Consider the following 25513-nt stretch of genomic DNA (forward strand, 5'->3'; position numbering starts at 1 on the left):
CGCGCGCCGGCGCGAGACCCGGCGGGGTCCTATCCGGCCAGGTCGCGCGAGCGCCGGGCGGCGGCGGCGACGGCCCGCGCCATCAGCGCCGCCAGGCCCTCGCCCTTGCCCTTGCCCTCGCCCTCGCCCTCGTCCTCGGTCATCAGCACGTCCAGGGCGGCGGCCGTGGTGCCGTTGGGGCTGGTGACGTTGGCGCGCAGGGTGGCGGGATCCTCGGCCGCCTGATCCATGAGCGCGGCGGCACCGGTCACCGTCGACCGCGCCAGCCGGTCGGCCAGATCCGCCGGCAGCCCGGCCTGCACCCCGGCCCGGGCCAGGCACTCGGTGAGCAGGAACACATAGGCCGGCCCGCTGCCCGAGACCGCCGTGACGGCGTCGATCAGGGCTTCGTCCTCGACCCAGGCGATGTCGCCCACCGCGCCCAGCAGCGCGTCGCAGGTCGTGCGCCCGGCCGGCGTGACGTGGGGGTTGGCGCAGGCCACGGTCATGCCGCGATGGACCGCGGCGGGGGTGTTGGGAATGCTGCGGACCACCGGCGTGCCCGGCCCGAAGGCGGCCTCGAAGCCGGCGATGACCCGGCCGGCGGCCACCGACAGCACCACCGTGGGGCCGCCGCCGAGGCGGCGGTAGGCCGGCAGCACGGCGTCCATCATCTGCGGCTTGACCGCCAGCACCAGCACGTCCGGTGCCGGCTCAGCCGCCAGCGCGGCGGGATCGGGGACCGTACGCACGCCGGCGGGCACCACACCGGGGGACGGGTCGATCACCGTCACCTGCGCCGGCGCCAGGCCGCGCCCGAGCCAGCCGGCCAGCAGGGCGCCGCCCATCTTGCCGCCGCCCACCAGCCACACCCGCGCGGCGGCCAGGGCCGCGCCGCCAACCGCATCGGAAGCCGCCACCATCGCGTCAGGCCTCGCCCACGGTGTCGAGCATGGCGGCGGCGATGGCCTCGGTCGGCCCCTTGCCGCCCCAGATCACGAACTGGAACGCCGGGTAGAAACGATCGCATTCGGAAACGGCGATCTCCATCAGGTCGCGCACCTCCTCGGCGGCGAGACGGCGATCGGCCAGCAGCACGGTGTGGCGGAACATCGGCGAGCCCTCGTCCGTCCACAGCGCGAAATGGCCCAGCCACAGCCGCTCGTTCAGGTGCGCCAGCAGCTCGTAGACGGCGGCGCGCCGCCCCTCGGGCACGCGCATGTCGAAGGCGCACGACAGATGCAGCGCGCTCAGTTCCTCCGACCATGCCAGGAACAGGCCCAGGGTGCACCACTGGCTCGGCACCTCCACGACCATCTCGTCCTCGCCGCGCCGGTCGAACACCCATTCCTTCACGGACAGGAACTGTTCGATCAGATCGAGGGGGTTGGCGGAGGTGTTGTCGACGCCGATGGCCGAGGTGGTCATAGTGCCCTCCCAAGCTGGACAGGGTCCGGGCGGCCACGCCGCCCCGCCCCGCCGGATCGCGCCCCGGACGCGTCGCCGCGCCCGCGTCGGCGGAGGCCGGACCGCACCATGCTGCCCGCCCGATCCGGCTTGGCCCCATATCCTGTGGATAGATCCAGATATAGGGCTCAATGCGCGCCAGACCACAAACAGCACAGTGCCAAAGCGGACCCGCCCTGGCAAGCGCCGCGCCGGGCGCGCGTGCGGACCACCGGCGGACGCCGGCTTCCGACTCGACAGTCCCGGCGTAGCAGCCCGGCGGGCCGGTGCGCAAGGTTCGTGCGCCTGTCCAGAGGTCGTGGATGGCCGGCGCGGCGTCCTCAGACCGCGCCCGAGACCGCGTCGGAGACCTCATGGGACGCCACCGCCTCGGCCCACGGATGGAAGGGATCGGCCGCCCCCAGCGAGGCCCCGCCGCGCCGCTGCGCCGCCCCGACCACGCCGAACCACGTCGGGTAGGCCAGCGCCGGCCGGATCGTCAGCGGCGCCGCCTCGCGCGCCAGCGCCGCCAGCGTCTCCGGACCCAGGCGGGCGTCGGCGGTCACCCCCTCCGGGTCGCTGACCTCCAGGCGGGGCTGGTGCACCGCCGCCTCCAGGTCCAGGCCGTGGTCGATCAACCCGGACACGAGTTGGGTGACGGCGCCGATGATCTTGCGCCCGCCGGCGGCCCCCAGCGCCAGGCCGCCACCGTGGGTCAGCACCAGGGTGGGCGCGTAGTTGCACAGCGGCCGCTTGCCCGGGCCGAGCGCGTTCGGCCGGCCCGGGCGGGGATCGAACCAGTACACCCCGTTGTTGAGCAGCACGCCGCACTCGGGCACCACCACCCGAGCGCCGAACAGCGACAACAGCGTCTGGGTCAGGCTCACCAGGTTACCCTCGGCATCGGCCACCGAGATGTGCGAGGTGCAGTCCTCCTCCGGGGGCGTCTCCAGGGCCGTCGCCGTGACCGCCGGCTGTACGACCAGCTCGGGCGGCAGCGAGCGACGTCCGCGGGCGTCCCCCATGCGCGCCAATCGGTCGAGCATGGCGTGGCGCAGGGCCTGGGCATAGGCCACGTAGCTGTCGGGGCCGGGTGGCCGGCTGCCGCCGCACATCAGGGTCGACAGCGCCTCCAGCGCCACCAGCACCGACGGACCGCCGTTCAGCTCCGGCGCCACTGCCACCGTGGTGCCGCGATAGTCCAGCGTCAGCGGCGCGCACAGGGTGGCCCGGTAGCGGGCCAGGTCGTCCAGCCGCAGGCTGCCGCCGGTGGCCCGGACGGCGCGCACGATGGCCTCGGCCGGCGCCCCCTCGTAGAGCGCGCGTGGTCCCTCCTCCGCCAGCGTGCGCAGGGTCTCGGCCAGAGCGGCCTGGGGCAGGCGGTGCCCGGCGCGGCTGTCCATGAACGGCCGGCCGCCGGGCAGGAAGGCCGCCACCGAGCCGGCGAAGCGGCCCAGCTCGGGGGCGGCGGCGCCGATCATCAGGGCGGCGTGGGCGTCGATCTCCAGCCCGGCCTCGGCCAGGGCGACCGCCGGCGCCACCAGCTCGGCCCACGGCCGGGTGCCCAGCGCCTCCAGGGCCACCCGGTAGGCGTCGATCAGTCCGGGCACCGCCACCGCCGATCCGCCCAGCACGTTGCGCTCGCCCGCCACCGGCGGCCAGCCGAACAGGTCGCCATCGGCCGCGCCCTCGATCACCGGATAGGTGGCCGGATCCAGACGCATCGGCGCAACCATGCCGCCGTCGATCACCACGGTGCGGTCGGCGCCGGCCATGTGGGCCAGCATCAGGCCGCCGCCGCCCGGGCCGCTCATCCAGGGCTCGACCACGCCCACGCACAGCCCGGCGCACACGGCCGCGTCGACGGCGTTGCCGCCGGCGGCCAGCACGCGCGCCCCGGCCTCGGCGGCCGCCGGGTGATGGGCACAGACGACGCCGCCGGCGGCGCTGCGCACGGCCGGCTTGTGGACGCGCCGGCGCCGGCTGTGCGGACCCCAGGCGGCGCGCTGGGCGGGGGAGAGCGGAGCCATGGAACGCCTCGCGATCGGGGAACGGGCCGCGCCAGCATACGCGAAGCGCCCCGGCGTGCCATCCCGCGCGAGCCGGACGGCGGCCGTTCAACGCCCGCGCGGGCCGCGCCGGGCGCGCCTGGTCACTCCTCCGGACGCCAGGCGTCGCGCAGGTGGCCGGGCGGTCCGTCCGGCGTCACGCTCACCAGGTCGAAGCGCACGCCGGCCCCGGCATGGACGGGATGGGCCGCCAGCCAGCCCTCGGCAGCCAGCGCGAGGCGGCGGCGCTGCGCCGGGGTGACGGCCTCCAGGGCGGCGGCCAGGGTGGGCCGGGCCTTGACCTCGACGAACACCACCACCGGCGCGGCGCCGGTCGCGTCCAACGCCACCAGGTCGATCTCCCCGGCGCCCTCGCCGCGCCGGCCCCGCGCCCGGCGCGCCAGGATGATCCAGCCCTGCGCCGCCAGCCAGGCCGCGGCGGCGTCCTCGGCGGCGCGGCCGGCGCGCTCGGCGCTGCGCCGGGCCGCCGGCCCGCGCGGCGGGGTCACCCGTCGGCCTCCCGGTCCGGGGACCGGCTCAGGGCGAGAGCGCGCTGGTACAACGCCCGGCGCGGCACCCCGGTCTCGGTTGCCACCCGGGCGGCGGCGTCCTTGGTGCCCAGCCCGGCCGCCAGCGCCGCCCGCAGGCGGTCGTCCAGGTCCTGCGGCGTGAGGGCGGCCGCCGCGGCGTCCGCGTCGGGCGGGGCGACCACGATCACCACCTCGCCCTTGGGCGGGCCGGCCTCGGCGTAGTGCGCCGCCAGCGCCGGCAGCGGATCGCGGCGCACCCCTTCGAAACGCTTGGTCAGTTCGCGGCAGACCGCCGCCGGCCGCGCGCCCAGGCCGGCCGCCAGCGCCGCCAGCGTCGCCGGCAGCCGGCGGGCACTTTCGAACAGGATCAGGCTCGCCGGCACCGCCGCGAGGTCGGCGACGAAGGCGGCCCGCGCCGCCTCCTTCGGGGGCGGGAAGCCGGCGAACAGGAACCGGTCGCTGGGCAGCCCGGAGGCCACCAGCGCGGCCAGCGGGGCCGACGGCCCGGGGATCGGGATCACCGCGTGCCCGTCGTCCAGCGCCGCCCGGGTCAGCTTGAAGCCGGGGTCGTTGACCAGGGGCGTGCCCGCGTCCGAGACCAGGGCCACCGCCTCGCCCCGCGCCAGCCGCGCCAGCAGGGCCGGGCGCGCCCGCCCGGCGTTGTGCTCGTGGTAGGGGGTCAGCGGCGTCGCCACCCCCAGGCGCGCCATCAGGCTGCCGGTGGTGCGGGTGTCCTCGCAGGCGATCACGTCTGCCGCATTGAGGACATCGAGGGCCCGCAGCGTGATGTCGCGGGCATTGCCGATCGGCGTCGCCACCACATAGAGCCCGGACGCCAGCGCGGGGCTTGGTTTACTTGACGACTCGGCGTGGCTAGGTTGGGGCGCCATGATGGCGGAAACCCTCGCGACGAGGCCCGCCCGGGGGACAGGCCAGGGGAGAACGAACGGTGACGAAACGGACGATACGGCCGGCGGGACAACGCCGGCGGAGCCTCGGCGGAGTCGGCAGGCTCGGCGCGGTGGCCCTCCTGGGCCTGATGCTGGCCGCCTGCGCCCAGGTTTCGGCGCCCCCGCCGCGTCCGTCAAGCCCCCCCGAGCCGCCGCCACCGCGCGCCCAGCCCAGCCCGCCGGCCGAGCGCGCGCCGCTCGGCCAGGCCCCCGACACGCCGCTGTCGGGCCAGTTCGGCGGCAGCGGCGTGGGGGCCGACGGCATGGTGCGGGTCGGGCTGCTGGTGCCGCTGTCGGGGCCGGCCGCCGGCGCCGGCGAGGCGCTGCTGAACGCCGCCCAGATGGCCGCCTTCGACATGGGCAACGACCGCCTCGTCCTGCAACCCTACGACACCGGCGGCACCCCCGCCGGCGCCGCCCAGGCGGCCGAACGCGCCCTGCGCCAGGGGGCGCGTATCCTGCTGGGGCCGCTGTACGGCAACAGCGCCCGCGCCGTCGGGCCGGTGGCGGCCGGCGCCGGGGTCAACGTGGTCGCCTTCACCACCGATCCCGGCGTGGCCGGCGGCAACGTCTTCGTCATGGGCTTTCTGGTGCGCGAGCAGGTCGACCGCATGGTGCAGTTCGCCCTCGGCGAGGGCCGTACCCGCTTCGGCGCGCTGACCCCCAGCGAGACCTACGGTCAGGTGGCGACCCAGGCGCTGCGCCGTCAGGTGGCGGCACGCGGTGGCCAGATGACGGCGGTGCAGACCTATGCGCCCGACAACCCGGACCTGCGCGGTCCGGCCCGCGCCCTGGCGGGGGCCGACGCCATCCTGATCCCCGACACCGGCGACGGCCTGCGCGCGGCGGTCAACGGCCTGGCCTATGTCGACATCGACTCGCGCACCGCGCGCTACCTCGGCACCATGCTGTGGAACGACCCCGGGCTGTGGCGCGAGAGCGCGCTCGCTGGTGGCGTGTTCCCGGCGCCGCCGCGCGGCAGCGTGCAGGCGTTCGAGCGCAAGTACGCCGACGCCTTCGGCACCGCGCCGCCGGACATCGCCGTGCTGGGCTACGACGCCGCCGCGCTGGCGGCGGTGCTGGCGCGCATGGGCGGCGGGCCGCGCTTCGATCGCGCCACCCTGACCAGCGCCTCGGGCTTCGGCGGCGCCGCCGGCATCTTCCGTTTCCGCAGCGACGGCACCGTGGAACGGGGCCTGGCGGTGATGGAGATCCAGTCGGGCGGCACCGTCCGCGAGGTCGCGCCGGCGCCGCTGTCGTTCGGGAGCGCGGGGTTCTGAGCCGGTCCCGGGGGGGGCGCCCACGCGGGAGCGTGGGCGCGAGACCCCTTCACTTCTCGGTCCCACGCTCCTGCGTGGGACCGCGCGCATACCAGGCGCCCACGCGGGAGCGTGGGCGCGAGACCCCTTCCCTTCTCGGTCCCGCGCTCCTGCGTGGGACCGCGCGCATACCAGGCGCCCACGCGGGAGCGTGGGCGCAAGACCCCTTCACTTCTCGGTCCCACGCTCCTGCGTGGGACCGCGCGCATACCAGGCGCCCACGCGGGAGCGTGGGCGCGAGACCCCTTCACTTCTCGGTCCCGCGCTCCTGCGTGGGACCACGCGCATACCAGGCGCCCACGCGGGAGCGTGGGCGCGAGACCCCTTCACTTCTCGGTCCCGCGCTCCTGCGTGGGACCGCACACATCCCGGGCGCCCACGCGGGAGCCTGGGCGCGAGACCCCTTCACTTCTCGGTCCCACGCTCCTGCGTGGGACCCGGCGCCCTACGCCTTCACCCCCGCGAACGCGCGCTTGGGCGCGTCGGGGTCCAGCGGCCAGCGCGGCCGGGGCTTGAACTCCAACGGATCGGTCAGGCCGAGGCGCAGCCGCTCCAGCCCGGCCCACGCCACCATCGCCGCGTTGTCGGTACACAGGGCCGGCGGCGGCGCCACCAGCCGCCAGCCGCGATCCGCGCACAGCCCCCCCAGGGCGGCGCGCAGGGTGCGGTTGGCCGCCACGCCCCCCGCGACGACCAGAGTCGGTGCCGCGCCCGCGGCGGCGTCGGCCGCCAGCCGGGTCATGGCGCGCCCGGTGCGGTCCACCAGCACGTCGGCGACCGCCCCCTGCACCCCGGCGGCCAGGTCGGCCAGATCCCGGTCCGACAGCGGCCCGGGCGGCAGACCGTCCAGCACCTGGCGGGTGGCCGTCTTCAGACCCGAGAACGAGAAGTCGCAGCCCGGCCGGCCCCGCAGCGGTCGCGGCAGCGCGAAGCGGGCCGGATCGCCCCCCACGGCGGCGCGCTCCAGCGCCGGCCCGCCGGGGTGGCCGAGTCCCATCATCTTGGCAGTCTTGTCGAAGCACTCCCCGGCGGCATCGTCGATGGTGGTGCCGAGCCGGCGGTAGGCCCCGACGCCCCGCACCTCCAGAAGCTGGCAATGCCCGCCCGAGACCAGCAGCAGCAGGTAGGGGAAGGCCACGGCGTCGGTCAGGCGCGCGGTGAGCGCGTGGGCCTCCAGGTGGTTGACCGCCACGAACGGCACGCCGGTGGCCAGCGCCAGCGCCTTGGCGGTCATCACGCCGACGATGACGCCGCCGATCAGGCCGGGGCCGCCGGTGGCCGCCACCCCGTCGAGATCGGCCAGCGCCACCCCCGCCGCCTCCAGCGTCTCCGCCACCAGGCGGTCGAGGTGGTCGAGGTGGGCACGCGCGGCGATCTCCGGCACCACCCCCCCATAGGGGCGGTGCGCGTCGTGCTGCGACAACAGGCGCTGGGCGCGCACATGGCGGGTCTCATCCACCACGGCGGCCGCAGTCTCGTCGCAACTGGTCTCCAGGCCGAGAACGATCATGGGCGCTAGAAATAGGACTTTGCAGAGCGAAGATCACCCCTTACAAACCGGGGCCATGAGCACGACACACGCCAACGCCATGCCCCGCCTGCGGATCGGCACGCGGGGCAGCCCCCTCGCCCTGGCCCAGGCCCACGCCGCCCGCGACGCGCTCGCGGCCGCGCATCCGGAACTGGCCGAGCCCGACGCCATGGAGATCGTGGTCATCAAGACGACCGGCGACTCCGTGCAGGACCGGCCGCTGTCGGAGATCGGCGGCAAGGGCCTGTTCACGCGCGAGATCGACGACGCCCAGACCGCCGGCGACATCGACATTGCCGTGCACAGCATGAAGGACGTCCCCACCGTGCTGGAGGACGGCCTGGTGCTGGAAGCGATCATGCCGCGCGAGGACCCGCGCGACGCCTTCATCTCCACCCGCTACAAGAGCTTCGCCGACCTGCCCGAGGGCGCGGTGATCGGCAGCGCCTCGCTGCGCCGCGCCTCCCAGATCCTGAGCCGCTACCCGCACCTCAAGGTCATCAACTTCCGCGGCAACCTGCAGACCCGCCTGCGCAAGCTCGACGAGGGCGTGGCCGACGCCACCATGCTCGCCATGGCCGGCCTCAACCGCCTCAACATGGCGCACATCGCGACCGCCCCGATGGCGGTGGACGAGATGCTCCCGGCCGTGGCCCAGGGCGCGGTCGGCATCACCTGTCGCGCCGACGACACCCGCGTGCGCGAATGGCTGCGGCCGCTGGACTGCCGCGACTCCCACATCCGTGTCGCCGGCGAACGCGCCTTCCTGGCGCGCCTGGACGGCTCCTGCCGCACCCCCATCGCCGCTTTGGCCGAGTGGACCGGCGTCGGGCAGATGCGCCTGCGCGGGCTGATCGTGCGGCCCGACGGGCGCGACCCGCTGGGCACCGAGCGCACCGGGCCGGTGGCCGACATGGCCGCCGCCATGGCGATGGGCGACGACGCGGCGGCCGAGCTGGTCGCGCGCGCCGGCGACGCCCTGCCGGCCTACCGCGGCGAGGTGGTCCACGGCGGCGGCCTCTAGGGCCGCGCCGAGGGCGACGGAGCCGCACGCAGCACGGACACGGATTCGGGATACGGGCATTAGGTCAGGGAGGGCACGGGCCACCATGCGCGCATTGGTCAGCCGGCCGCGGGAGGACGCCGAACGCATCGCCGCGCCACTGCGCGCGATGGGTGTTGAGGTCGTCAACGAGCCTCTTCTGGTGATCGTGCCCGTCGCCGGGCCGAACGTCGACCTGACGGACGTTCGGGCCGTGCTGCTGACCAGCGCCAACGGCGCCCGGGCGCTGGCGACGGCGGTCGACCGCCGCGACGTGGCAGTCTATGCGGTTGGCGAGCAGACCGCCCGGGCGGCGCGCGATCTGGGCTTCGGCGACGTCGAGAGCGCCGGCGGCGACGTCGAGAGCCTGGCCCGTCTGGTGCGCGCGGCGCTCGCCCCCGCCGACGGACCACTGCTGCATGCCGCCGGCACGTCACTGGCGGGCGACCTGGCCGGGATGCTGCGCGAAGCCGGCTTCGAGGTGCGGGTGGCGCGGCTGTACGAGGCGCGCCCGACCGCCGCGCTGTCCCAGCCGCTCCAGCAGGCGTTGAAGCGCGGCGAGATCGACATCGCCTTCTTCTACTCCCCGCGCACGGCGCGCACGTTCGTCGAGCACGTCCGCAAGGCCGGCCTCCAGGCCGACGTTCACGGCCTGACCGCCTACGCCCTGTCGCCCGCGGTGGCGCGCGAGTTGGAGCCCATCCTGGCCGGCCACATCCGCGTCGCCGAGCAGCCCTCGCAGGACGCCCTGCTGGCCCTGTTCCACTCCGATGTGAAGGAGGTTGCCCTGAAACCGCCGGAAACCAGCGCCACGGGAACGCCCGCCGAGCGGGCCGGTTCGGATCGGACGGCCGCCCCGGAGGACCCGACCGCCCCCGCCGCCACTCCCCCTGAGGCCGCGGCCGAGGACGACCGCCGCGATCCCCCGGACAGCGCCGACGCCCCCGCGACCGCGGCGCCTGGCGGCGACGACACCCCGGCCGCGTCGGTGCGGGACGCCGAGGCGACGGAGGATACGACCGACACCGCGACCGACGACAGGACGAGCGGCAAGACGGACGACAGGACGGACGACAGGACGGACGACAAGGAAGACAGCGGGACGGACGACACGACCCACGCCGCGGCGGACGCCCGTTCGGACGACGCGGGGCACGATCCCAGCCACACGGACCGGCACGCCGACGACGGCGAGGCGGTCTACGCCGGCTCGGCCGGCCGTCCCGCGAAGCAAGACACCGCCACCGCACCAAGCGCGGAGGAACAGGCCGAACACCGTACCCTGCGCTCGCTGGGGCGCTGGCTGCTGGTCCTGATCGTGCTGGGCGCCCTTGCCTTCGGGTCCATGCCGTGGTGGCGCGATCAGGTGCCGGCGCCGTTGCAGGCGTGGCTGCCGGAGTTGCCGGCCGCGCCCGACCCGCCGGCGGTGGTCGCTTTGCGCGCCCAGGTAACCGACCTGACCGGGCGGCTCGACGAGCTCGGCGCCCGGGTGACGACGGCGACCGAGACCGCCGAGGGCGCCATGCAAACCGCCGAGGCCGCGCGCGAGGCCGCGGCGGCGGCGCCGGAGGCCCCCGCCGTGGATGACGCCGCACTGGCGGACCTGCGGGATCGCCTGGCGGCGCTGGAGGATCGCGTCCAGCAGCAGGGGGCGGCGGCCGCCGGCAGCGCGGACGGCGCGGCGCAGGCCACCGCCCTGTCGACCGCGCGCCTGGACGCCCTGGATACGGCCACCAGCACGCTGAGCGAGGCCGTGGCCGCGCTTGAGACACGGGTGGCCGCGGTCGAGACCGCCGTTGCCACCGACGACGAGGCCCGCGCGGTGGGCCTGGTGCTGTCGCTCGGCCTGCTGCGCCAGCGTGTGGATGCCGGCAAGCCCTACACCGAGTCCCTGGACGCGGTGGCAACCATCGGCCCCGGGCCCGACGCCGGCGCGGACATGGCGACGCTGGCCGCCCACGCCGAGACCGGCGTGCCCACGCTGACCGACCTGCGGCGCGCCTACGCCGACGCCTCCAAGCTGGCGGCGCGGCGGGTGATCGTGCCGGAGGGCGACGGCTGGTGGACCGACACCGTCTCCTCGCTGATGTCCGGCGTCACCGTGCGCCGCAACGACGAGGTCGTGGTCGGTGGGCCTCTCTCGGCGCTGTCGACGGCCGAGACCCGCCTGGCCGACGGCGATCTGACAGGGGCCATCGAGGCCCTGTCGACCCTCGAGGGCGACCCCGCCGCGGCGGTCGCCGACTGGTTGGCCGACGCCGAGTCGCGGGCGTCGGTGGATGCTGCTCTCGCCTCGCTGAACGCGGCCGCCCTGGAGCGTGTCGGCGCGGCCCAGACGACGGAGTAACCCGATGTTCCAACTCATTCTCCTCATTGTCCTGGGGGTCCTGGTGGTGGCCGGCGGCCTCTGGCTGGCGTCCAACCCGGGGTCCCTCAGCGTCGCCTGGCTGGGCTGGCAGATCGATACCAACATGATCTTCGGGCTGATCGGCCTGGTGGTCCTCTTCGTGGTGTTCTGGATCGTGCTGCGCCTGCTGGGCATGCTGGCCGGCACGCTCGGCCTGCGCGGCGTCAAGACCGCCGGCAACCTGGAGCGCGCCGCCCGCGGCGTCGGCGAGGGCTATGCCGCCCTGCGCGCCGGCCGCGGTGCCGAGGCCCAGGTGGAGGCCGCCCGTGCCCGCGCCGCCTTCCCGAGCACCGAGAAGAGCCCCGGCGCCCTGCTGGAGGCCGACGGCCTGGCCCTGGCCGGCAAGACCGACGCCGCCCGCGACCTGTACACGGCGCTGCTGGCCAACCCGGACACCGAGGCCGGCGCCCTGCGCGGGCTGCTGGACCTGGCGGTGAAGGCCGGCGACGACGCCGCGATCAAGGAATGGAGCGAGCGCGCCCTGTTCAAGGTCGACAGCCCGGTCTGGGCGGCCCGCCCGGCTCTGGATCTCGCGTTCCGCACCGGCCAGGTGGACGGTGTCGAGCGCCCGTTGCAGGTGCTGGAGCAGTCCGGCGAGGCCGACGTCGCCGAGGTGCGCCGCCTGCGGGCCAACGCCTTCCTGCACCGGGCGCGCGCCGCCAAGGATGCCGGCAAGCTCGGCGACGCGGTCACCCTGTGCCGGCAGGCGCTGGACCTGGATCCGGACGCCCCCGAGGTCGTGGACGCCCTGGCCCGCATCCTCGCCGGCGCCGGCAAGGCCGGCAAGGCCGAGCAGCTCGTCCAGGACACCTGGAAGCGCGCGCCGGACGCCGTGCTGGCCCGCACCTGGCGCGACCTGGCCGGCACCAAGGACGCCATGGCCCTGGCCAACCGCATGCAGACCCTGGCCGGCCTGAACCCGGAGCATCCGGAAAGCCGCCTGGCCGCCGCCGAAGCCGCCATCGAGGCCAAGATGTGGGGCCAGGCCCGGACCCAGCTCGCGCCGCTCGCGGCCGCCGACCAGCCGGGCGTGCGCGCCTGCCTGCTGATGGCCCGCGTCGAGGAGGGCGAGAGCGGCGACAGCGGCAAGGTGATGGACTGGATGCGCCGCGCCGTGGCGGCGGCCGGCGGCCTGGGCGAGTACTCGCCGGCGCGCGCGGCGGCCGACCGCCCGGACGCCGACGCGGCCTGACGGCACGCCCGGCACCAGCCCGCAGGCGGTCGCGGGCTGGATGATGGGGCGTCGGACTCCCATGTCTGTGTCACGTTGGGGGCGACCCGATCCAGTCGGGTCGCCCTTGGCGTATGAGCGAGATGTGCGTGGGCCCCCGGAGCGGCCCGCGTCCGACCGCCGGGGAGACCGCCATGCTGCCACTGCGCGATGACAACCCGACCCGCATCACGCCGGTGGTGACGTGGGGCCTGATCGCGGTCTCCGTGCTGGTGTTCCTCTATCAGGCCGGGCTCGGGTCGATGGCCGAGCGCCACCTGATCGTCGCCCTCGGCGCCATCCCGGCGGTGCTGACCGGCCAGGAGCGGCTGCCCGCGGAACTGGCCCTGGTCCCGGCCCTGGTCACGCCGGTGACCTCGATGTTCCTGCATGGCGGCCTGCTGCACCTGGGCGGCAACATGCTGTACCTGTGGATCTTCGGCAACAACGTCGAGGAGGCCATGGGCTGGCTGCGGTTCCTGGCCTTCTACCTGATCTGCGGCGTCGCCGCCGCCTACCTGCACGCGCTCCAGCAACCCGACAGCATCATGCCCATGGTGGGCGCCAGCGGCGCCATCTCGGGCGTGCTCGGGGCCTATCTGATGCTGTTCCCCTGGGCGCGGGTGTTCGTCTGGTTCGGCTTCATCTTCGTGTTCTGGGTGCCGGCCATTGTCGTCCTGGGCCTGTGGTTCGGGCTCCAGGCGCTCAGCCTGCTGGGCGATCCGACCGGCGCACAGTCCGGGGTGGCGTGGTGGGCGCACGTCGGCGGCTTCCTCGTCGGCATGGCGCTGACGCCGCTGCTGCGCCGGCGCGGCTATCCCCTGTTCAGCCGCCGCCACCGTGTCACCCGGGTGTCGGTGATCCCGCGCGCCGGCGGCCCGTCGCGCCGCCGCGGTCCCTGGGATCCGCCGCGCGGGCCGTGGGGTGCGGGCCGCCCCTGACCCGACCCCGCGCACGCCGGCGGGCTGTGCGGCGCCGCCGTCCGTGATAGCCTCACGCCGGCTCCGGCTTTTCGGGGCGGCGCGTCGGGCGGCCCTTGACCGGGCGCCGCCAGCCTCCCCATGTCTTGCCGGCCCGAGCCCGCCCATGCGTTCGTTCACCCGGAGGACTTCCACCCATGACCCTCGCCCCGGCGCAGGCCGCTGCGTCCGATCCGATCCAATGGCACGGCACCACCATCCTGTCGGTGCGCAAGAACGGCCGCGTCGTCGTCGCTGGCGACGGCCAGGTCTCGTTCGGCCAGACCGTGATGAAGTCCAACGCCCGCAAGGTCCGCACCCTGTCGGGCGGCTCGGTGCTGGCCGGCTTCGCCGGGGCGACCGCTGATGCCTTCGCCCTGTTCGAGCGGCTGGAGGGGCAGCTTGAGAAGCACCCGGGCCAGCTTACCCGCGCGTGCGTGGAGATGGCCAAGGACTGGCGCACCGACCGCTACCTGCGCCGCCTGGAAGCGATGATGGCGGTGGTCGACGCCGAGGTCTCGCTGGTGCTGACCGGCAACGGCGACGTCCTGGAGCCGGAGGACGGCCTCATCGGCATCGGCTCCGGCGGCGCCTACGCGCTCGCCGCAGCGCGCGCCCTGACCGATCAGGACCACATGGACGCCGAGACCATCGCCCGCCGCGCCATGGCGATCGCCGCCGACATCTGCGTCTACACCAACCACTCCGTCGTGCTGGAGAGCCTGGGCGGCGACGGCTGATCGCGCCCGCCCCCAGACTCGGCGTGGTCGGCGCCCCCGCCGCGCCGACCCGTCCCCGCCCGTCCCTGCCCCGACCGTCCGGAACCCGCCATGTCCGCCTTCAGTCCCCGTGAAATCGTCTCCGAACTGGACCGCTACATCATCGGCCAGGACGAGGCCAAACGCGCCGTCGCCATCGCCCTGCGCAACCGCTGGCGCCGCCAGCAGCTTCCCGAGGGCCTGCGCGAGGAGGTGCTGCCCAAGAACATCCTGATGATCGGCCCGACCGGCGTCGGCAAGACGGAGATCGCCCGCCGCCTGGCGCGTCTGGCGCAGGCGCCGTTCCTGAAGGTGGAGGCCACCAAGTTCACCGAGGTGGGCTATGTCGGCCGCGACGTCGAGAGCATCGTCCGCGACCTGGTCGAGGTGGCGATCACCGAGACCCGCGAACGCATGCGTCGGCGTGTCCACTCCAAGGCCGAGGTGGCCGCCGAGGAACGCGTGCTGGACGCGCTGGTCGGCGAGACCGCCAAGGAGAGCACGCGCCAGAACTTCCGCAAGATGCTGCGCGAGGGCCGGCTGGCCGACAAGGAAGTGGACATCGACGTCCGCGACACCGGCGGCGCCGGTATGCCGACCCTGGACATCCCGGGCATGCCGGGCGCGCAGATGGGCATGCTGAACCTGGGTGATATCTTCGGCAAGGCCATGGGCGGGCGCACCAAGCGCAAGCGCATGACGGTCGAGGAGAGCTACGAGGTGCTGGTGCGCGAGGAGGCCGATAAGCTTCTCGACGAGGACCAGGTGGTCAAGGAGGCCATCACATCGGTGGAGGACGACGGCATCGTCTTCATCGACGAGTTGGACAAGATCACCGCCCGCAGCGATGCCCGCGGCAGCGGCGGCGACGTCTCGCGCGAGGGCGTGCAGCGCGACCTTCTGCCCCTGATTGAGGGCACCACGGTGACCACCAAGCACGGCGCGGTGCGCACCGACCACATCCTGTTCATCGCCTCGGGCGCGTTCCACCTCGCCAAGCCGTCGGACCTGCTGCCGGAGCTGCAGGGCCGGCTGCCGATCCGGGTCGAGCTGAACGCGCTCCACCGCGACGACTTCGTGCGCATCCTGACCGAACCGGAGGCCAGCCTGATCAAGCAGTACAAGGCGCTGATGGGTACGGAAGGGGTGACGCTGGCGTTCGATGACGACGCCATCCTGGCGATCGCCGACCAGGCCGCCGAGATCAACACGTCGGTGGAGAACATCGGCGCGCGGCGCCTGCACACCGTGCTGGAGCGGCTGCTGGAGGAGATCTCGTTCACCGCCTCGGACCGCGGCGGCGAGACCATCGTGGTGGACGCCGCCCTGGTGCGCGAGCGCGTCAGCCCGCTGGCGCAATCGGCGGACCTGTCCAAGTTCATCCTGTAGGGGGTTCGGCCGGTCCCACGCGGGAGCGTGGGACCAAGAAAGTGGGGGGTCCCACGCGGGAGCGTGGGACCAAGAAAGTGGGGGGTCCCACGCGGGAGCGTGGGACGGAGAAAACAGCGGTCCCACGCGGGAGCGTGGGACGGAGAAAACACGGGTCCCACACGGGAGCGTGGGATGGAGAAAACGGGGGTCCCACGCGGGAGCGTGGGACGGAGAAAACGGGGGTCCCACGCGGGAGCGTGGGACGGAGAAAGGGTTCGGCCGGTCCCACGCGGGAGCGTGGGACAGAGAAAACAGCGGTCCCACGCGGGAGCGTGGGATGGAGAAAACACGGGTCCCAGGCGGGAGCGTGGGACGGAGAAAACACGGGTCCCACGCGGGAGCGTGGGACGGAGAAAACGGGGGTCCCACGCGGGAGCGTGGGACGGAGAAAACAGGGGTCCCACGCGGGAGCGTGGGACCGAGCGCCCCCCTCTCGCGCCCATGCTCCTGCGTGGGCGCGGCGCTGCCGCCCCTACTCCTGCACCGTCACGTATTTCAGCTCGAAGATGTTGTCGGCCCGCTGGTGCAGGTCGATCGACGCCTTCTTGCCCCACGACAGCGGCTGCTGGTGCAGCGGGATGTAGCCCCAGTCCGCCTGCACCGTGGCGTAGGCCTCGCTGATCATGGCCTGGCGGGCGTCCGGGTCGATCTCGCTCTGGATCGCGTTGGCCAGGTCGTCCACCTTGGGATTGCAGTAGCCGCCCAGGTTGAACTTGCCCATGCCGTCCTCGCGACACATGACCAGATCGCGCAGCGGGTTGTGGGCGTCCAGCGTCGACGGCGTCCACCCCAGCATGTAGAAGCTGGTCTCGTAGGCCAGCACCTTGGCGAAATACTTGCTCTTGGGTTGCGCCAGCAGGTTCACCGAAACACCGATCTTGGCCAGCATGCCGGCCACCGCCTGACAGATCGCCTCGTCGTTGACGTAGCGGTTGTTAGGGCAGTCCATGCCGATCTCGAAGCCGTCCGGGTAGCCGGCCTCGGCCATCAGTGCCTGGGCGCGTTCCAGGTCGAACGCCGGCCGCTCGTTCAGGGCCGGGTCGAAGCCGTTGACCTGCGGACCGATCAGCAGCGCCGCCGGATAGCTGTTGCCGCGCATGATCTTCTGCTTGATCGCCGCGATGTCGATGGCGCGGTAGAACGCCTCGCGGACACGCGCGTCCTGGAGCGGATTGGCGTCGCTGACACTGCCCTCGAACATGGTGTCGCGGGCCTGATCCATGCCCAGGAAGACGGTGCGTACCTCGGGACCGGCCAGCATCTCCACCCCGGGCGCGCGCTCGACCCGCGGCGCGTCCTGCAAGGGCACCGGATAGACCAGGTCCATCTCGCCCGACAGCAGCGCGGCCACGCGGGTGGCATCGCTGGTGACGGGGGTGAAGACCGCCTCGGTGATGTTGTGCGTGGCCTCGTCCCACCAGTCCGGATTGGGCACGAACACGGTGCGGACGTCGGGTTGGCGTTCGGTGACCATGAACGGCCCGGTGCCGTTGGCGTGACGGGTGGCGTAGTTCTCCTCGCCCGCCTTGACGCTCGCCGGCTCCACGGCGTCGTGTTCCTCGGCCCACTCCTTGTCCATGATGTACAGGTCGGTCATGTCGGAGGTCAGGATCGGGTAGGGCGCCTTGGTGACGATCTCGACCGTGTAATCGTCGATCTTGCGCACCTCGTCGATCGCGGCGACCCGGCTGGACATGTCGGAGCCCGGCTTGCCGGCCCGCTCCAGCGAGAACACCACGTCGTCGGCGGTGAACGGGTTGCCGTTGTGGAAGGTCACCCCCTGGCGCAGATTGAAGCGCCAGGTCGTGGGGTCGGTCACCTCCCAGGATTCCGCCAGCGCCGGCTCGATGCTCAGGTCCTTGCCGCGCCGCACCAGACCCTCGAACACGTTGGACAGGGTGCCCAGGGTGTGGGTCTCGTTCAGGACGTAGGGCTCCAGCGCCTGGAAATCGCCCTGGAAGGCCCAGCGGAAGGTCTCCGCCTGGGCCGGGGCGGCGGGGGCGAGGGCGGCCGCCGCCAACCCGGCGGCCAGGATCAGGGAACGCGGGCGCGGGGTGGGCATGGTGAAACCTCCTGGTCTGTCGGGCGAGGGACGGATCCTTGGTGGTCTTGTCCTTGGTGGTCTTGCGGATGGCCCGGGGAGCGGTCCCGGAGTGGCCGCCGGTCCGGGCGTGCGGCGCCGCGCGCCGGGCCTGGATTATCCGACGCCCCCGCTCGGGACGCCACCAAAAGATCGCCGCCCCGGCCCCTCCCTTCGGGCGGGGGACGCACCGCGTTTTTGTGCGGTGCACGTTGACTCCCAGCGCGGCGAAGGGCTAAACACACCTCAGTTCCGGTGACACCGGGTGGCAGCACGGGCGGCCCATCCGGCGGTTCGGGCGTTCCGTTGCGCCGGGCCGCGGGCCTTTCGCCGCCGGCGCGGCTGCCGTCCCTTCCTCGCGACGACCAGCGCCACCATGACGCAGGCCGCCCGGGACCGCCGGGCGGGCCGGGCGCGCATGGCCGCGCGGGTCCGGCACGCGACGATCCACCGCCGCCGCGGCCCCGTAGCTGAGTCCGGACGTGATCCGGCTTGACGACCGTCCCGCGCCCGTTTCCGGCGGCGCGCCCACCGCACGAGGCCCCTGCCATGCCGTCCCATGACCGGCCGCTCTCGCCCCATCTTCAGGTCTACCAGCTCTATCGCAAGATCGCCCCGCTGCTCTCCATCACCCACCGGGTCACCGGGATGCTGCTGTTCGTGCTCGGCACCCTGTTCGTGATCTACTGGCTGGGGGCCGCCGCCTACGGCCCGGAGAGCTTCGCCACCGCGCAGGCCGTGTTCGGCTCGCCGCTGGGGATGCTGGTGCTGTTCGGCTGGACGGTGGTGCTGATGTACCACCTCGCCAATGGGATCCGCCATCTGGTGTGGGACACCGGCCGCGAGGTCTCCAATGAGGGCGTGCGCCGCACCGCGTACGCCATGCTGGCGAGTGTCGTCGGCCTGACCGTGCTGGCCTGGGCGATCGGCCTGGCCGTGGCCCTTTGACGGAGATCGCGCCATGAGCAGCAGCCCCCGCACCCTGCGTTCCGCGCTCGGCCGCGCCCGCGGCCTCGGCTCCGCCAAGACCGACGCCCCCGGCCACTGGTTCGCCGAGCGCATCGGCGCCGTCGCCCTGGTCCCGCTCGGCCTGTGGTTCGTCTTCGGCGCGGTCATCGCCAACATCGGCGCCGATCATGCCGCCTTCCAGGCCTGGCTGGCGCAACCGCTGAACACGACGCTGATGGTCCTGTTCATCGTCACCGCGTTCCACCACGGCGCCCTGGGCGCCATCGTGGTGCAGGAAGACTACATCCACACCCCCTGGGTGAAGCACCTGACCGTGCTGCTGACCAAGCTGTTCGCGCTGGCGGGCGGCCTGTTCAGCGTCGTCTGCGTGCTCACCCTGGCGTTCGGAGGGTAACGGGTCCCATGGCATCCCCCGCGTTCATCGACCACGATTACGACGTTGTCGTCGTCGGCGCCGGCGGCGCCGGCCTGCGCGCGACCTTCGGCGCCGTGGCCGAGGGCCTGAAGACCGCCTGCCTGACCAAGGTCTTTCCCACCCGCTCGCACACCGTGGCCGCCCAGGGCGGGGTGGGGGCGGCGCTCGGCAACATGGCCGAGGACCGCTGGGACTGGCACATGTACGACACCGTCAAGGGCTCCGACTGGCTCGGCGATCAGGACGCCATCGAGTACATGTGCCGCGAGGCCATCCCGGCCGTGTACGAGCTGGAGCACTTCGGCGTGCCGTTCTCGCGCACCGAGGACGGCAAGATCTATCAGCGCCCGTTCGGTGGCCATATGCGCAACTTCGGCGAGGCCCCGGTGCAACGCGCCTGCGCCGCCGCCGACCGCACCGGCCACGCCATCCTGCACACGCTCTACCAGCAGTCGCTGAAGTACAAGGCCAAGTTCTTCGTCGAGTTCTTCACGCTGGATCTGATCATGGAGGACGGCGCCTGCCGCGGCGTCGTGGCCTGGAACCTGGACGACGGCACGCTGCACCGCTTCCGCGCCCATCAGACCATCCTGGCCACCGGCGGCTACGGCCGCGCCTACTTCTCCTGCACCTCCGCGCACACCTGCACCGGCGACGGCAACGCCATGGTGGCGCGCGCCGGCCTGCCGCTGCAGGACATGGAGTTCGTGCAGTTCCACCCCACCGGCATCTACGGCGCCGGCTGCCTGATCACCGAGGGGGCGCGCGGCGAGGGCGGCTATCTTACCAATGCGGAGGGGGAACGCTTCATGGAGCGTTACGCCCCCACCGCGAAGGACCTGGCCAGCCGCGACGTGGTCAGCCGCGCCATGACCATGGAGGTCCGTGAGGGCCGCGGCGTCGGCAAGGACAACGACCACATCTTCCTGCACCTGGAACACCTGGGCGCGGACGTGCTGCACAAGCGCCTGCCCGGCATCACCGAGACGGCGCGCGTCTTCTCCGGCGTCGACGCCACCAGGGACCCGATCCCGGTCTTGCCGACCGTGCACTACAACATGGGCGGCATCCCGACCAACTACATGGGCGAGGTCATCAACCCGACCGCCGACGAACCGGATCGCATCGTGCCGGGCCTGATGGCGGTGGGCGAATGTGCCTCGGTGTCGGTGCACGGCGCCAACCGGCTCGGCACCAACTCGCTGCTCGACCTGGTGGTGTTCGGCCGCGCCGCCGCCAAACGCTGCGCCCAGACCATCACCCCGGACACGCCGCACGCGCCGTTGCCCAAGGACGCCGGCGAGCATTCGGTGGCGATGCTGGAGCGGCTGCGCACCGCCGACGGCACCCGGCCCACGTCGGCCATCCGGCTCGACCTGCAAAAGGCGATGCAGGCGGACGCCGCCGTGTTCCGCACCGCCGAGACGCTGGAGCAGGGCTGCCGGACCGTCGACGCCATCGCCGAAACCGTGGCGGACATCCGCCTCGCCGACCGGTCGATGGTGTTCAACACCGATCTGGTGGAGGCGCTGGAGCTGGAAAACCTGATCGCCAACGCCAAGGCCACCATCCACAGCGCCCGGGCGCGCACCGAGAGCCGCGGCGCCCATGCCCGCGAGGATTACCCGGATCGCGACGATGACCGCTGGATGAAGCATTCGCTGGCCTGGGTCGATGCGGCGGGCGCGGTGACGCTGGGCGACCGGCCGGTGCACACCTACACGCTGACCAAGGACGTGGACTACATCGCGCCGCAGAAGCGGGTGTACTGATACCGAAGGCCGTCCGGGGGCACACGCCGCGCGCGCGCCCCCGCGCCCCGCGCCGCGCGGGAGGGCCACGCCAGGGACCCCCAGGCCCGCGCCCTCTCCGGTCAGGTCATACTGACGCAGAACCAAGGATCGACGTCATGGTGGAGTTCGCGCTTCCTCCCAAGTCCCGGATCAAGCCCGGCAAGACGTGGCCGGCGCCCCAGGGTGCCACCAAGGTCAAGACCTTCCGCATCTACCGCTGGGACCCCGACAAGGGCGGCAACCCCACGCTCGATACATTCCACATCGACCTGGACGACTGCGGGCCGATGGTCCTGGACGCCCTGATCAAGATCAAGAACGAGATCGACCCGACCCTGACCTTCCGCCGCTCGTGCCGCGAAGGCATCTGCGGGTCGTGCGCCATGAACATCGACACCGACAACACCCTCGCCTGCCTGAAGCCGATCGAGGAGGTCAAGGGCACGGTCGATATCTACCCCTTGCCGCACATGAGCGTGGTCAAGGACCTGGTGCCGGACCTCACCCACATCTACGCACAGTACGAGCTGATCGAGCCGTGGATGAAGACCGACACCCCGGCACCGACCAGCGGCGAGCGCCTGCAGAGCCCGGAGGAGCGCGAGAAGCTCGACGGCCTGTGGGAGTGCGTGCTGTGCTTCTGCTGCTCGACCTCGTGCCCCAGCTACTGGTGGAATGCCGACCGCTACCTGGGGCCGGCGATCCTGTTGCAGGCGGCACGCTGGGTGTTCGACAGCCGCGACGAGGCCACCGAGGAGCGCCTCGACATGCTGGACGACCCGTTCCGGCTGTACCGCTGCCACACCATCATGAACTGCACGGCCACCTGTCCGAAGGGCCTCAACCCGGGCAAGGCGATCGCAGACCTGAAGATCGCGATGTTCGAACGCACGGGGTGAGGCGGCGCCCCCCGGGCGCCCACGCGGGAGCGTGGGCGCGAGATATGGTTTTCTCGGTCCCACGCTCCGGCGTGGGACCGCGTGACGTCCAGGCGCCCACGCGGGAGCGTGGGCGCGAGATCCCTTCTTCCTTTTCTCGGTCCCACGCTGCGGCGCGGGGCCGCGTGAGCCCCAGGCGCCCGCGCGGGAGCGTGGGCGCGAGATCCCTTCTTTCTCGGTCCCACGCTCCGGCGTGGCACCGCGTGACGTCCAGACGCCCACGCGGGAGCGTGGGCGCGAGGTCCCTTCTTTCTCGGTCCCACGCTCCGGCGTGGGACCGCACCCGTCATCCCAGCGCCCGCAGGTCCTTGCGCACGATCTTGCCGGTGGTGGTCATCGGCAGCGCGTCCAGGAACGCGATGCGGCGCGGATAGGCGTGCGCCGCGTGATGGGTCTTGGCGAAGTCCTGCAACGCGCGGGTCAGCGCGGCCTCGCCGCCGTGGGTGTCCAGCGCCCCCGGCTTCGGCACCACGAACGCCTTGACGACCTCGGTCCGGTCCGGATCGGGCACCCCCACCACCGCGACCATGGCGACGGCCGGGTGCTTCATCAGGCAGTCCTCGACCTCGCCCGGGCCGATGCGGTAGCCGGCCGAGGTGATGACATCGTCGTCGCGGCCCACGAACCACAGGTACCCGTCCTCGTCCGCCCGCCCGGTGTCGCCGGTCAACAGCCAGTCGCCGACAAACTTGGCCGCCGTGGCGGCCGGGTTGTTCCAGTAGCCCAGGAACATGACCGGGTCGGGCCGGCGCACGGCGATGGAACCGAGCGCGCCCGTGGGCACCGGCGCGCCGCTGTCCGGATCGACCACCGCCACCGTGTGGCCCGGGATCGGCCGCCCCATGGCGCCGGGCCGGACCGGGAAGACCTCAGCGCCGTTGCCGACCACGAGGTTGCATTCGGTCTGGCCGTAGAACTCGTTGATGGTCACCCCCAGGGCCTCCCGGCCCCAGTCCAGCAGCCCGGCCCCCAGGGTCTCGCCACCCGAGCCCACCGAGCGCAGGGCACAGCCGAAGCGGCGCGGGTCCGGGATCTGGCGCAGCATCTTCAGCGCCGTCGGTGGCAGGAACACGTTGCGCACCTCGTGCCGGGCCATGAAGGCGAAGGCGGCCTCGGGGTCGAACTTGGCGGCGCGGTGCGCCACCACCGGCACGCCGTGGTGCAGCGACGGCAACAGCACGTCGATCAGGCCGCCGATCCAGGCCCAGTCGGCCGGGGTCCAGAAGCGGTCGCCCGGCTGCGGGAACAGGTTGTGCGGCAGTTCGACCCCCGGCAGGTGGCCCAGCAGCACCCGATGGGCGTGCAGCGCCCCCTTGGGCTTCCCGGTGGTGCCGGAGGTGTAGATGATGATGGCCGGATCGTCGGCCGCCGTATCGGCCGGCGCATGCGTGTCCGACGCGGCGGCCAGCGCGGCGTCCCAGGCGATCACCCGCTGCGCCGGATCGCCGGCCCGGGCCGAGCCGGCCCCCAGGCACACCACCGTCTCCAGCGCCGGGAGGTCCGGCAGCAGGTCGGCCATGCGCCCGATCTGGGCGGCGTCGGTGATCAGCGCACGGGCGCCGCAGTCGGACAGCCGGTAGGTGAGCGCGTCCAGCCCGAACAGCGTGAACAGCGGCACCGAGATCGCCCCCAGCCGCCACGCCGCCACGTGGGCCACGGCGGTCTCCCACTGCTGGCCCAGCAGCACGCCGACGCGGTCGCCCGGCCCGACACCACGCGCCGCCAAGGCGTTCGCGAGCCGGCTTGAGGCCCGCCGCAGGTCGGCGAAGGACCACACCCGCACGGCGCCGTCCGGCACCTCCTCGATGATGGCGGGGGCGGCGCCGCCGTCGGGGGCGGCACAGTGCTTGTCGCAGACGTCGACGCCGATGTTGTAGCGGTCGGGGACGGCCCAGGCGAACCGGGTATAGAGATCATGGTAGGACGGGGCGGCGTCAGGACGCATGCGAGAGGTCTCCGGGTGGGGTCTGGTCGGTCGCGCGGGCGGGGTCGCGCGCCGGGGTCTGTTTGCGGTCGGGGTCCCTGTCGGAGTCAGGGTCCCTGTCGGAGTCAGGGTCGGGGTCGGGGTCGGCCGCGGCCGTCGCCGCCGCCGCACCGGACTCCGCCGGGGCTAGGGGGCGCAGCGTGACACACAGCCACGGCCCCGGCGCGGCCTCGTCGGGAATGGCCACGGCCCCGAAGAGCACGCGGACGTCGCTGCCGTCGGCCGCACGCAGGGTCACCGACACCGGGGGACGGGCGGCCCCGGGCTGGTCCAGCGCGGCGGCCAGCGGCGCGGCCACGGCGTCTCCGGCCTCCTCCGGCAGCACCGTCCGCAGCGGCCGGCCCAGCAGGTCGGCGGCCGTGCGCCCGAACAGGCGCTCGGCGGCGGGGTTGGCGTCCTCGATGCGGCGGTCGGCATCGAGCAGCAGCAGGCCCTCCGGCACGCCGGCGAAGACCCCGGCGAGGCGGCTGGCCTGCTCGCGGCGGGCCACGGTCAGGCGACGCCGCTCCGCATCCAGGGCGCCCACGGCGCGCGCCAGCACGCCCAGCTCGTCCGGCCACAGGTCGCGCTCGGGCAGGCTGACGGCCGCGTCATCGCGCGCGGCCTGCACCGCCCGGGTCAGGCGCCGGGCGCGCCGCAGCACCGCCAGCCACAGGAACAGCATCGCCGCCACCGCCACCAGCGCCCCGGCCCCGGCCAGGGTCCCCACGCCCGCCTGCCACAGCAGCGTCGTGCGCTCCAGGGTGGCCCCGCGCACGGCCTGGGCCTGCTCCAAGTCGGCGATGATCTGGGCCACGGCAGCGGTCAGGCGGTCCGATGCCTGGCGGCCGCGCGCCAGCACGGCGGGCGTGTTCTGGTCCATGGTCAGGCGCAGCCGGCGGACCCGGAACACGCTGTCGGCGCCGTCCACCCCCTCGGCGATGGCGACCAACTCGGCGTGCACGGCCTCCATCACCGGCTGGGCGGCGCGGTCGGTGCCCCGAATGGCAGCCGCGGCGCGGCGCAGGGACTCCTCGGCCCGCAGACCAAGATACTCCAGGTCCGCCGTCTCGCCCGCGCCCGACGCGGCCAGCATCATGCCCACGGCCACCTGGGCATTGCGGGCCCACGACCGGATCGCATTGGCCGCCGCCGTGCCGCTGGGGCCGGGCGGGAACTCCAGTTCGCTCATGTCGATGACGGCGTCGAGCTGCTCCGGCGCACGACCGCGCAGCAGCGCCCGCTCCAGGTCGGGCAGCACGTCCCCCAGCACGCCCAGCCGGGTGTTCAGCGCCGCGGCGCTGCGGTGCAGGGCCAGCCGGCGCTCGACCAGGGCGTCGAGGGTGTCCAGCGCCTCGGTCATGTCGGCCAGGGCGGCGTGCAGGCGCGCGCGCGTCTCGACCTCCAGGCGCGAGCCGTCCAGCGCCCGGATACGCTCCGTCAGGTCGCGGCGCGCCTCCGCCATGGTCGCCAGCGCCGCGCCCCGGTCCTCCGCGTCGGCGGCCGCCGCCAGCGCGCCGGCGGTTTCGGCCAGGGCATCGCCCAGGCGGCTGACGGCCAGCATGTCGGAGAACCGCGGCAGCGCCGCCTCGACCAGGGCGCGGCGGTCGGCCTCGTACCAGCGTTGCGCCACCAGGAGCGCCCACGCCAGGGCCAGCACGATCAGGGCAAGGGCGCCGTACCCGAGCAACAGGCGCGTGGCGATGCGCGGATGAGGTCTCACAATCGGGGCCGTCCGTCCTGCG

General features: G+C 73.5%; 20 protein-coding genes. 11 read left to right on the forward strand and 9 right to left on the reverse strand.

The features are described from left to right. Positions 1–29 precede the first annotated feature (29 nt). The 5 genes from proC to rsmI all read right to left on the reverse strand — a co-directional run bounded on the left by proC (position 30) and on the right by rsmI (position 4893). On the reverse strand, positions 30–902 hold the full coding sequence (gene proC / locus GGD88_RS13045) for a pyrroline-5-carboxylate reductase (protein ID WP_184436106.1): 873 nt from the start codon (positions 900–902) through the stop codon (positions 30–32). A 4-nt stretch (positions 903–906) separates the two neighbouring features. After that, on the reverse strand, positions 907–1407 hold the full coding sequence (locus GGD88_RS13050) for a type III secretion system chaperone family protein (RefSeq protein ID WP_184436121.1): 501 nt from the start codon (positions 1405–1407) through the stop codon (positions 907–909). Between the two features lie 359 nt (positions 1408–1766). Then, positions 1767–3455, reverse strand: a complete 1689-nt coding sequence (locus tag GGD88_RS13055; protein ID WP_184436122.1) for a gamma-glutamyltransferase family protein — start codon at positions 3453–3455, stop codon at positions 1767–1769. 122 nt (positions 3456–3577) lie between these two features. Then, on the reverse strand, positions 3578–3982 hold the full coding sequence (locus GGD88_RS13060; protein WP_184436124.1) for a YraN family protein: 405 nt from the start codon (positions 3980–3982) through the stop codon (positions 3578–3580). Then, entirely contained in the window at positions 3979–4893 is a 915-nt protein-coding gene (gene rsmI / locus GGD88_RS13065; RefSeq protein ID WP_184436126.1) for a 16S rRNA (cytidine(1402)-2'-O)-methyltransferase, read from the reverse strand. Before rsmI ends, GGD88_RS13060 begins: the two co-directional genes overlap by 4 nt. A 131-nt stretch (positions 4894–5024) precedes the next feature. Between rsmI and GGD88_RS13070 the strand changes: the two genes are divergently transcribed. Then, complete coding sequence (locus GGD88_RS13070; RefSeq protein ID WP_343056361.1) at positions 5025–6233, forward strand: penicillin-binding protein activator; 1209 nt, start codon at positions 5025–5027, stop codon at positions 6231–6233. Positions 6234–6717: 484 nt separating this feature from the next. Here GGD88_RS13070 and tsaD read toward each other — a convergent pair whose 3' ends face one another. Continuing rightward, a complete protein-coding gene (gene tsaD, locus GGD88_RS13075; RefSeq protein ID WP_184436128.1) occupies positions 6718–7782 on the reverse strand; it encodes a tRNA (adenosine(37)-N6)-threonylcarbamoyltransferase complex transferase subunit TsaD in 1065 nt (354 codons plus the stop codon). 55 nt (positions 7783–7837) lie between these two features. Between tsaD and hemC the strand changes: the two genes are divergently transcribed. The 6 genes from hemC (at position 7838) to hslU (ending at position 15568) form a co-directional block, all read left to right on the forward strand. Next, on the forward strand, positions 7838–8827 hold the full coding sequence (gene hemC, locus GGD88_RS13080; RefSeq protein WP_246423751.1) for a hydroxymethylbilane synthase: 990 nt from the start codon (positions 7838–7840) through the stop codon (positions 8825–8827). A gap of 85 nt (positions 8828–8912) precedes the next feature. Beyond that, positions 8913–11192 (forward strand): uroporphyrinogen-III synthase, encoded by a 2280-nt coding sequence (locus GGD88_RS13085; protein WP_184436130.1) that lies wholly within the window; start codon positions 8913–8915, stop codon positions 11190–11192. Between the two features lie 4 nt (positions 11193–11196). Then, on the forward strand, positions 11197–12444 hold the full coding sequence (locus GGD88_RS13090) for a heme biosynthesis HemY N-terminal domain-containing protein (protein WP_184436132.1): 1248 nt from the start codon (positions 11197–11199) through the stop codon (positions 12442–12444). Between the two features lie 173 nt (positions 12445–12617). Further along, positions 12618–13403: a rhomboid family intramembrane serine protease gene (locus tag GGD88_RS13095; RefSeq protein WP_184436135.1), complete on the forward strand. Its 786-nt coding sequence runs from the start codon at positions 12618–12620 to the stop codon at positions 13401–13403. 176 nt (positions 13404–13579) lie between these two features. Next, positions 13580–14161, forward strand: coding sequence for an ATP-dependent protease subunit HslV (gene hslV / locus GGD88_RS13100; RefSeq protein ID WP_184436137.1), 582 nt, complete (start codon positions 13580–13582; stop codon positions 14159–14161). A 90-nt stretch (positions 14162–14251) separates the two neighbouring features. Further along, on the forward strand, positions 14252–15568 hold the full coding sequence (hslU, locus tag GGD88_RS13105; RefSeq protein ID WP_184436139.1) for an ATP-dependent protease ATPase subunit HslU: 1317 nt from the start codon (positions 14252–14254) through the stop codon (positions 15566–15568). A 514-nt stretch (positions 15569–16082) separates the two neighbouring features. On the opposite strand, the gene GGD88_RS13110 is transcribed toward hslU, so the two are convergent. Further along, positions 16083–17672, reverse strand: a complete 1590-nt coding sequence (locus GGD88_RS13110) for an ABC transporter substrate-binding protein (protein WP_184436141.1) — start codon at positions 17670–17672, stop codon at positions 16083–16085. Positions 17673–18239: 567 nt separating this feature from the next. Here GGD88_RS13110 and sdhC point away from each other — a divergent pair. From sdhC to GGD88_RS13130, 4 genes are all read left to right on the forward strand, one after another. Continuing rightward, positions 18240–18638, forward strand: a complete 399-nt coding sequence (sdhC, locus tag GGD88_RS13115; RefSeq protein WP_184436143.1) for a succinate dehydrogenase, cytochrome b556 subunit — start codon at positions 18240–18242, stop codon at positions 18636–18638. Between the two features lie 13 nt (positions 18639–18651). Continuing rightward, positions 18652–19053, forward strand: coding sequence for a succinate dehydrogenase, hydrophobic membrane anchor protein (sdhD, locus tag GGD88_RS13120; protein ID WP_184436145.1), 402 nt, complete (start codon positions 18652–18654; stop codon positions 19051–19053). Positions 19054–19061: 8 nt separating this feature from the next. After that, complete coding sequence (gene sdhA / locus GGD88_RS13125) at positions 19062–20846, forward strand: succinate dehydrogenase flavoprotein subunit (protein WP_184436147.1); 1785 nt, start codon at positions 19062–19064, stop codon at positions 20844–20846. Positions 20847–20983: 137 nt separating this feature from the next. Further along, positions 20984–21766, forward strand: coding sequence for a succinate dehydrogenase iron-sulfur subunit (locus GGD88_RS13130; protein ID WP_184436149.1), 783 nt, complete (start codon positions 20984–20986; stop codon positions 21764–21766). Between the two features lie 325 nt (positions 21767–22091). Here the strand turns inward: GGD88_RS13130 and GGD88_RS13135 are convergent, their stop codons facing one another. Then, positions 22092–23750 (reverse strand): acyl-CoA synthetase, encoded by a 1659-nt coding sequence (locus tag GGD88_RS13135; RefSeq protein WP_184436151.1) that lies wholly within the window; start codon positions 23748–23750, stop codon positions 22092–22094. Beyond that, positions 23740–25491: a PAS domain-containing protein gene (locus tag GGD88_RS19320; protein WP_184436153.1), complete on the reverse strand. Its 1752-nt coding sequence runs from the start codon at positions 25489–25491 to the stop codon at positions 23740–23742. The genes GGD88_RS13135 and GGD88_RS19320 overlap by 11 nt, the downstream gene beginning before the upstream one ends. Positions 25492–25513 lie beyond the last annotated feature (22 nt).

The organism is Roseospira goensis (assembly GCF_014197795.1).
In the GTDB taxonomy this organism is placed as follows: domain Bacteria; phylum Pseudomonadota; class Alphaproteobacteria; order Rhodospirillales; family Rhodospirillaceae; genus Rhodospira; species Rhodospira goensis.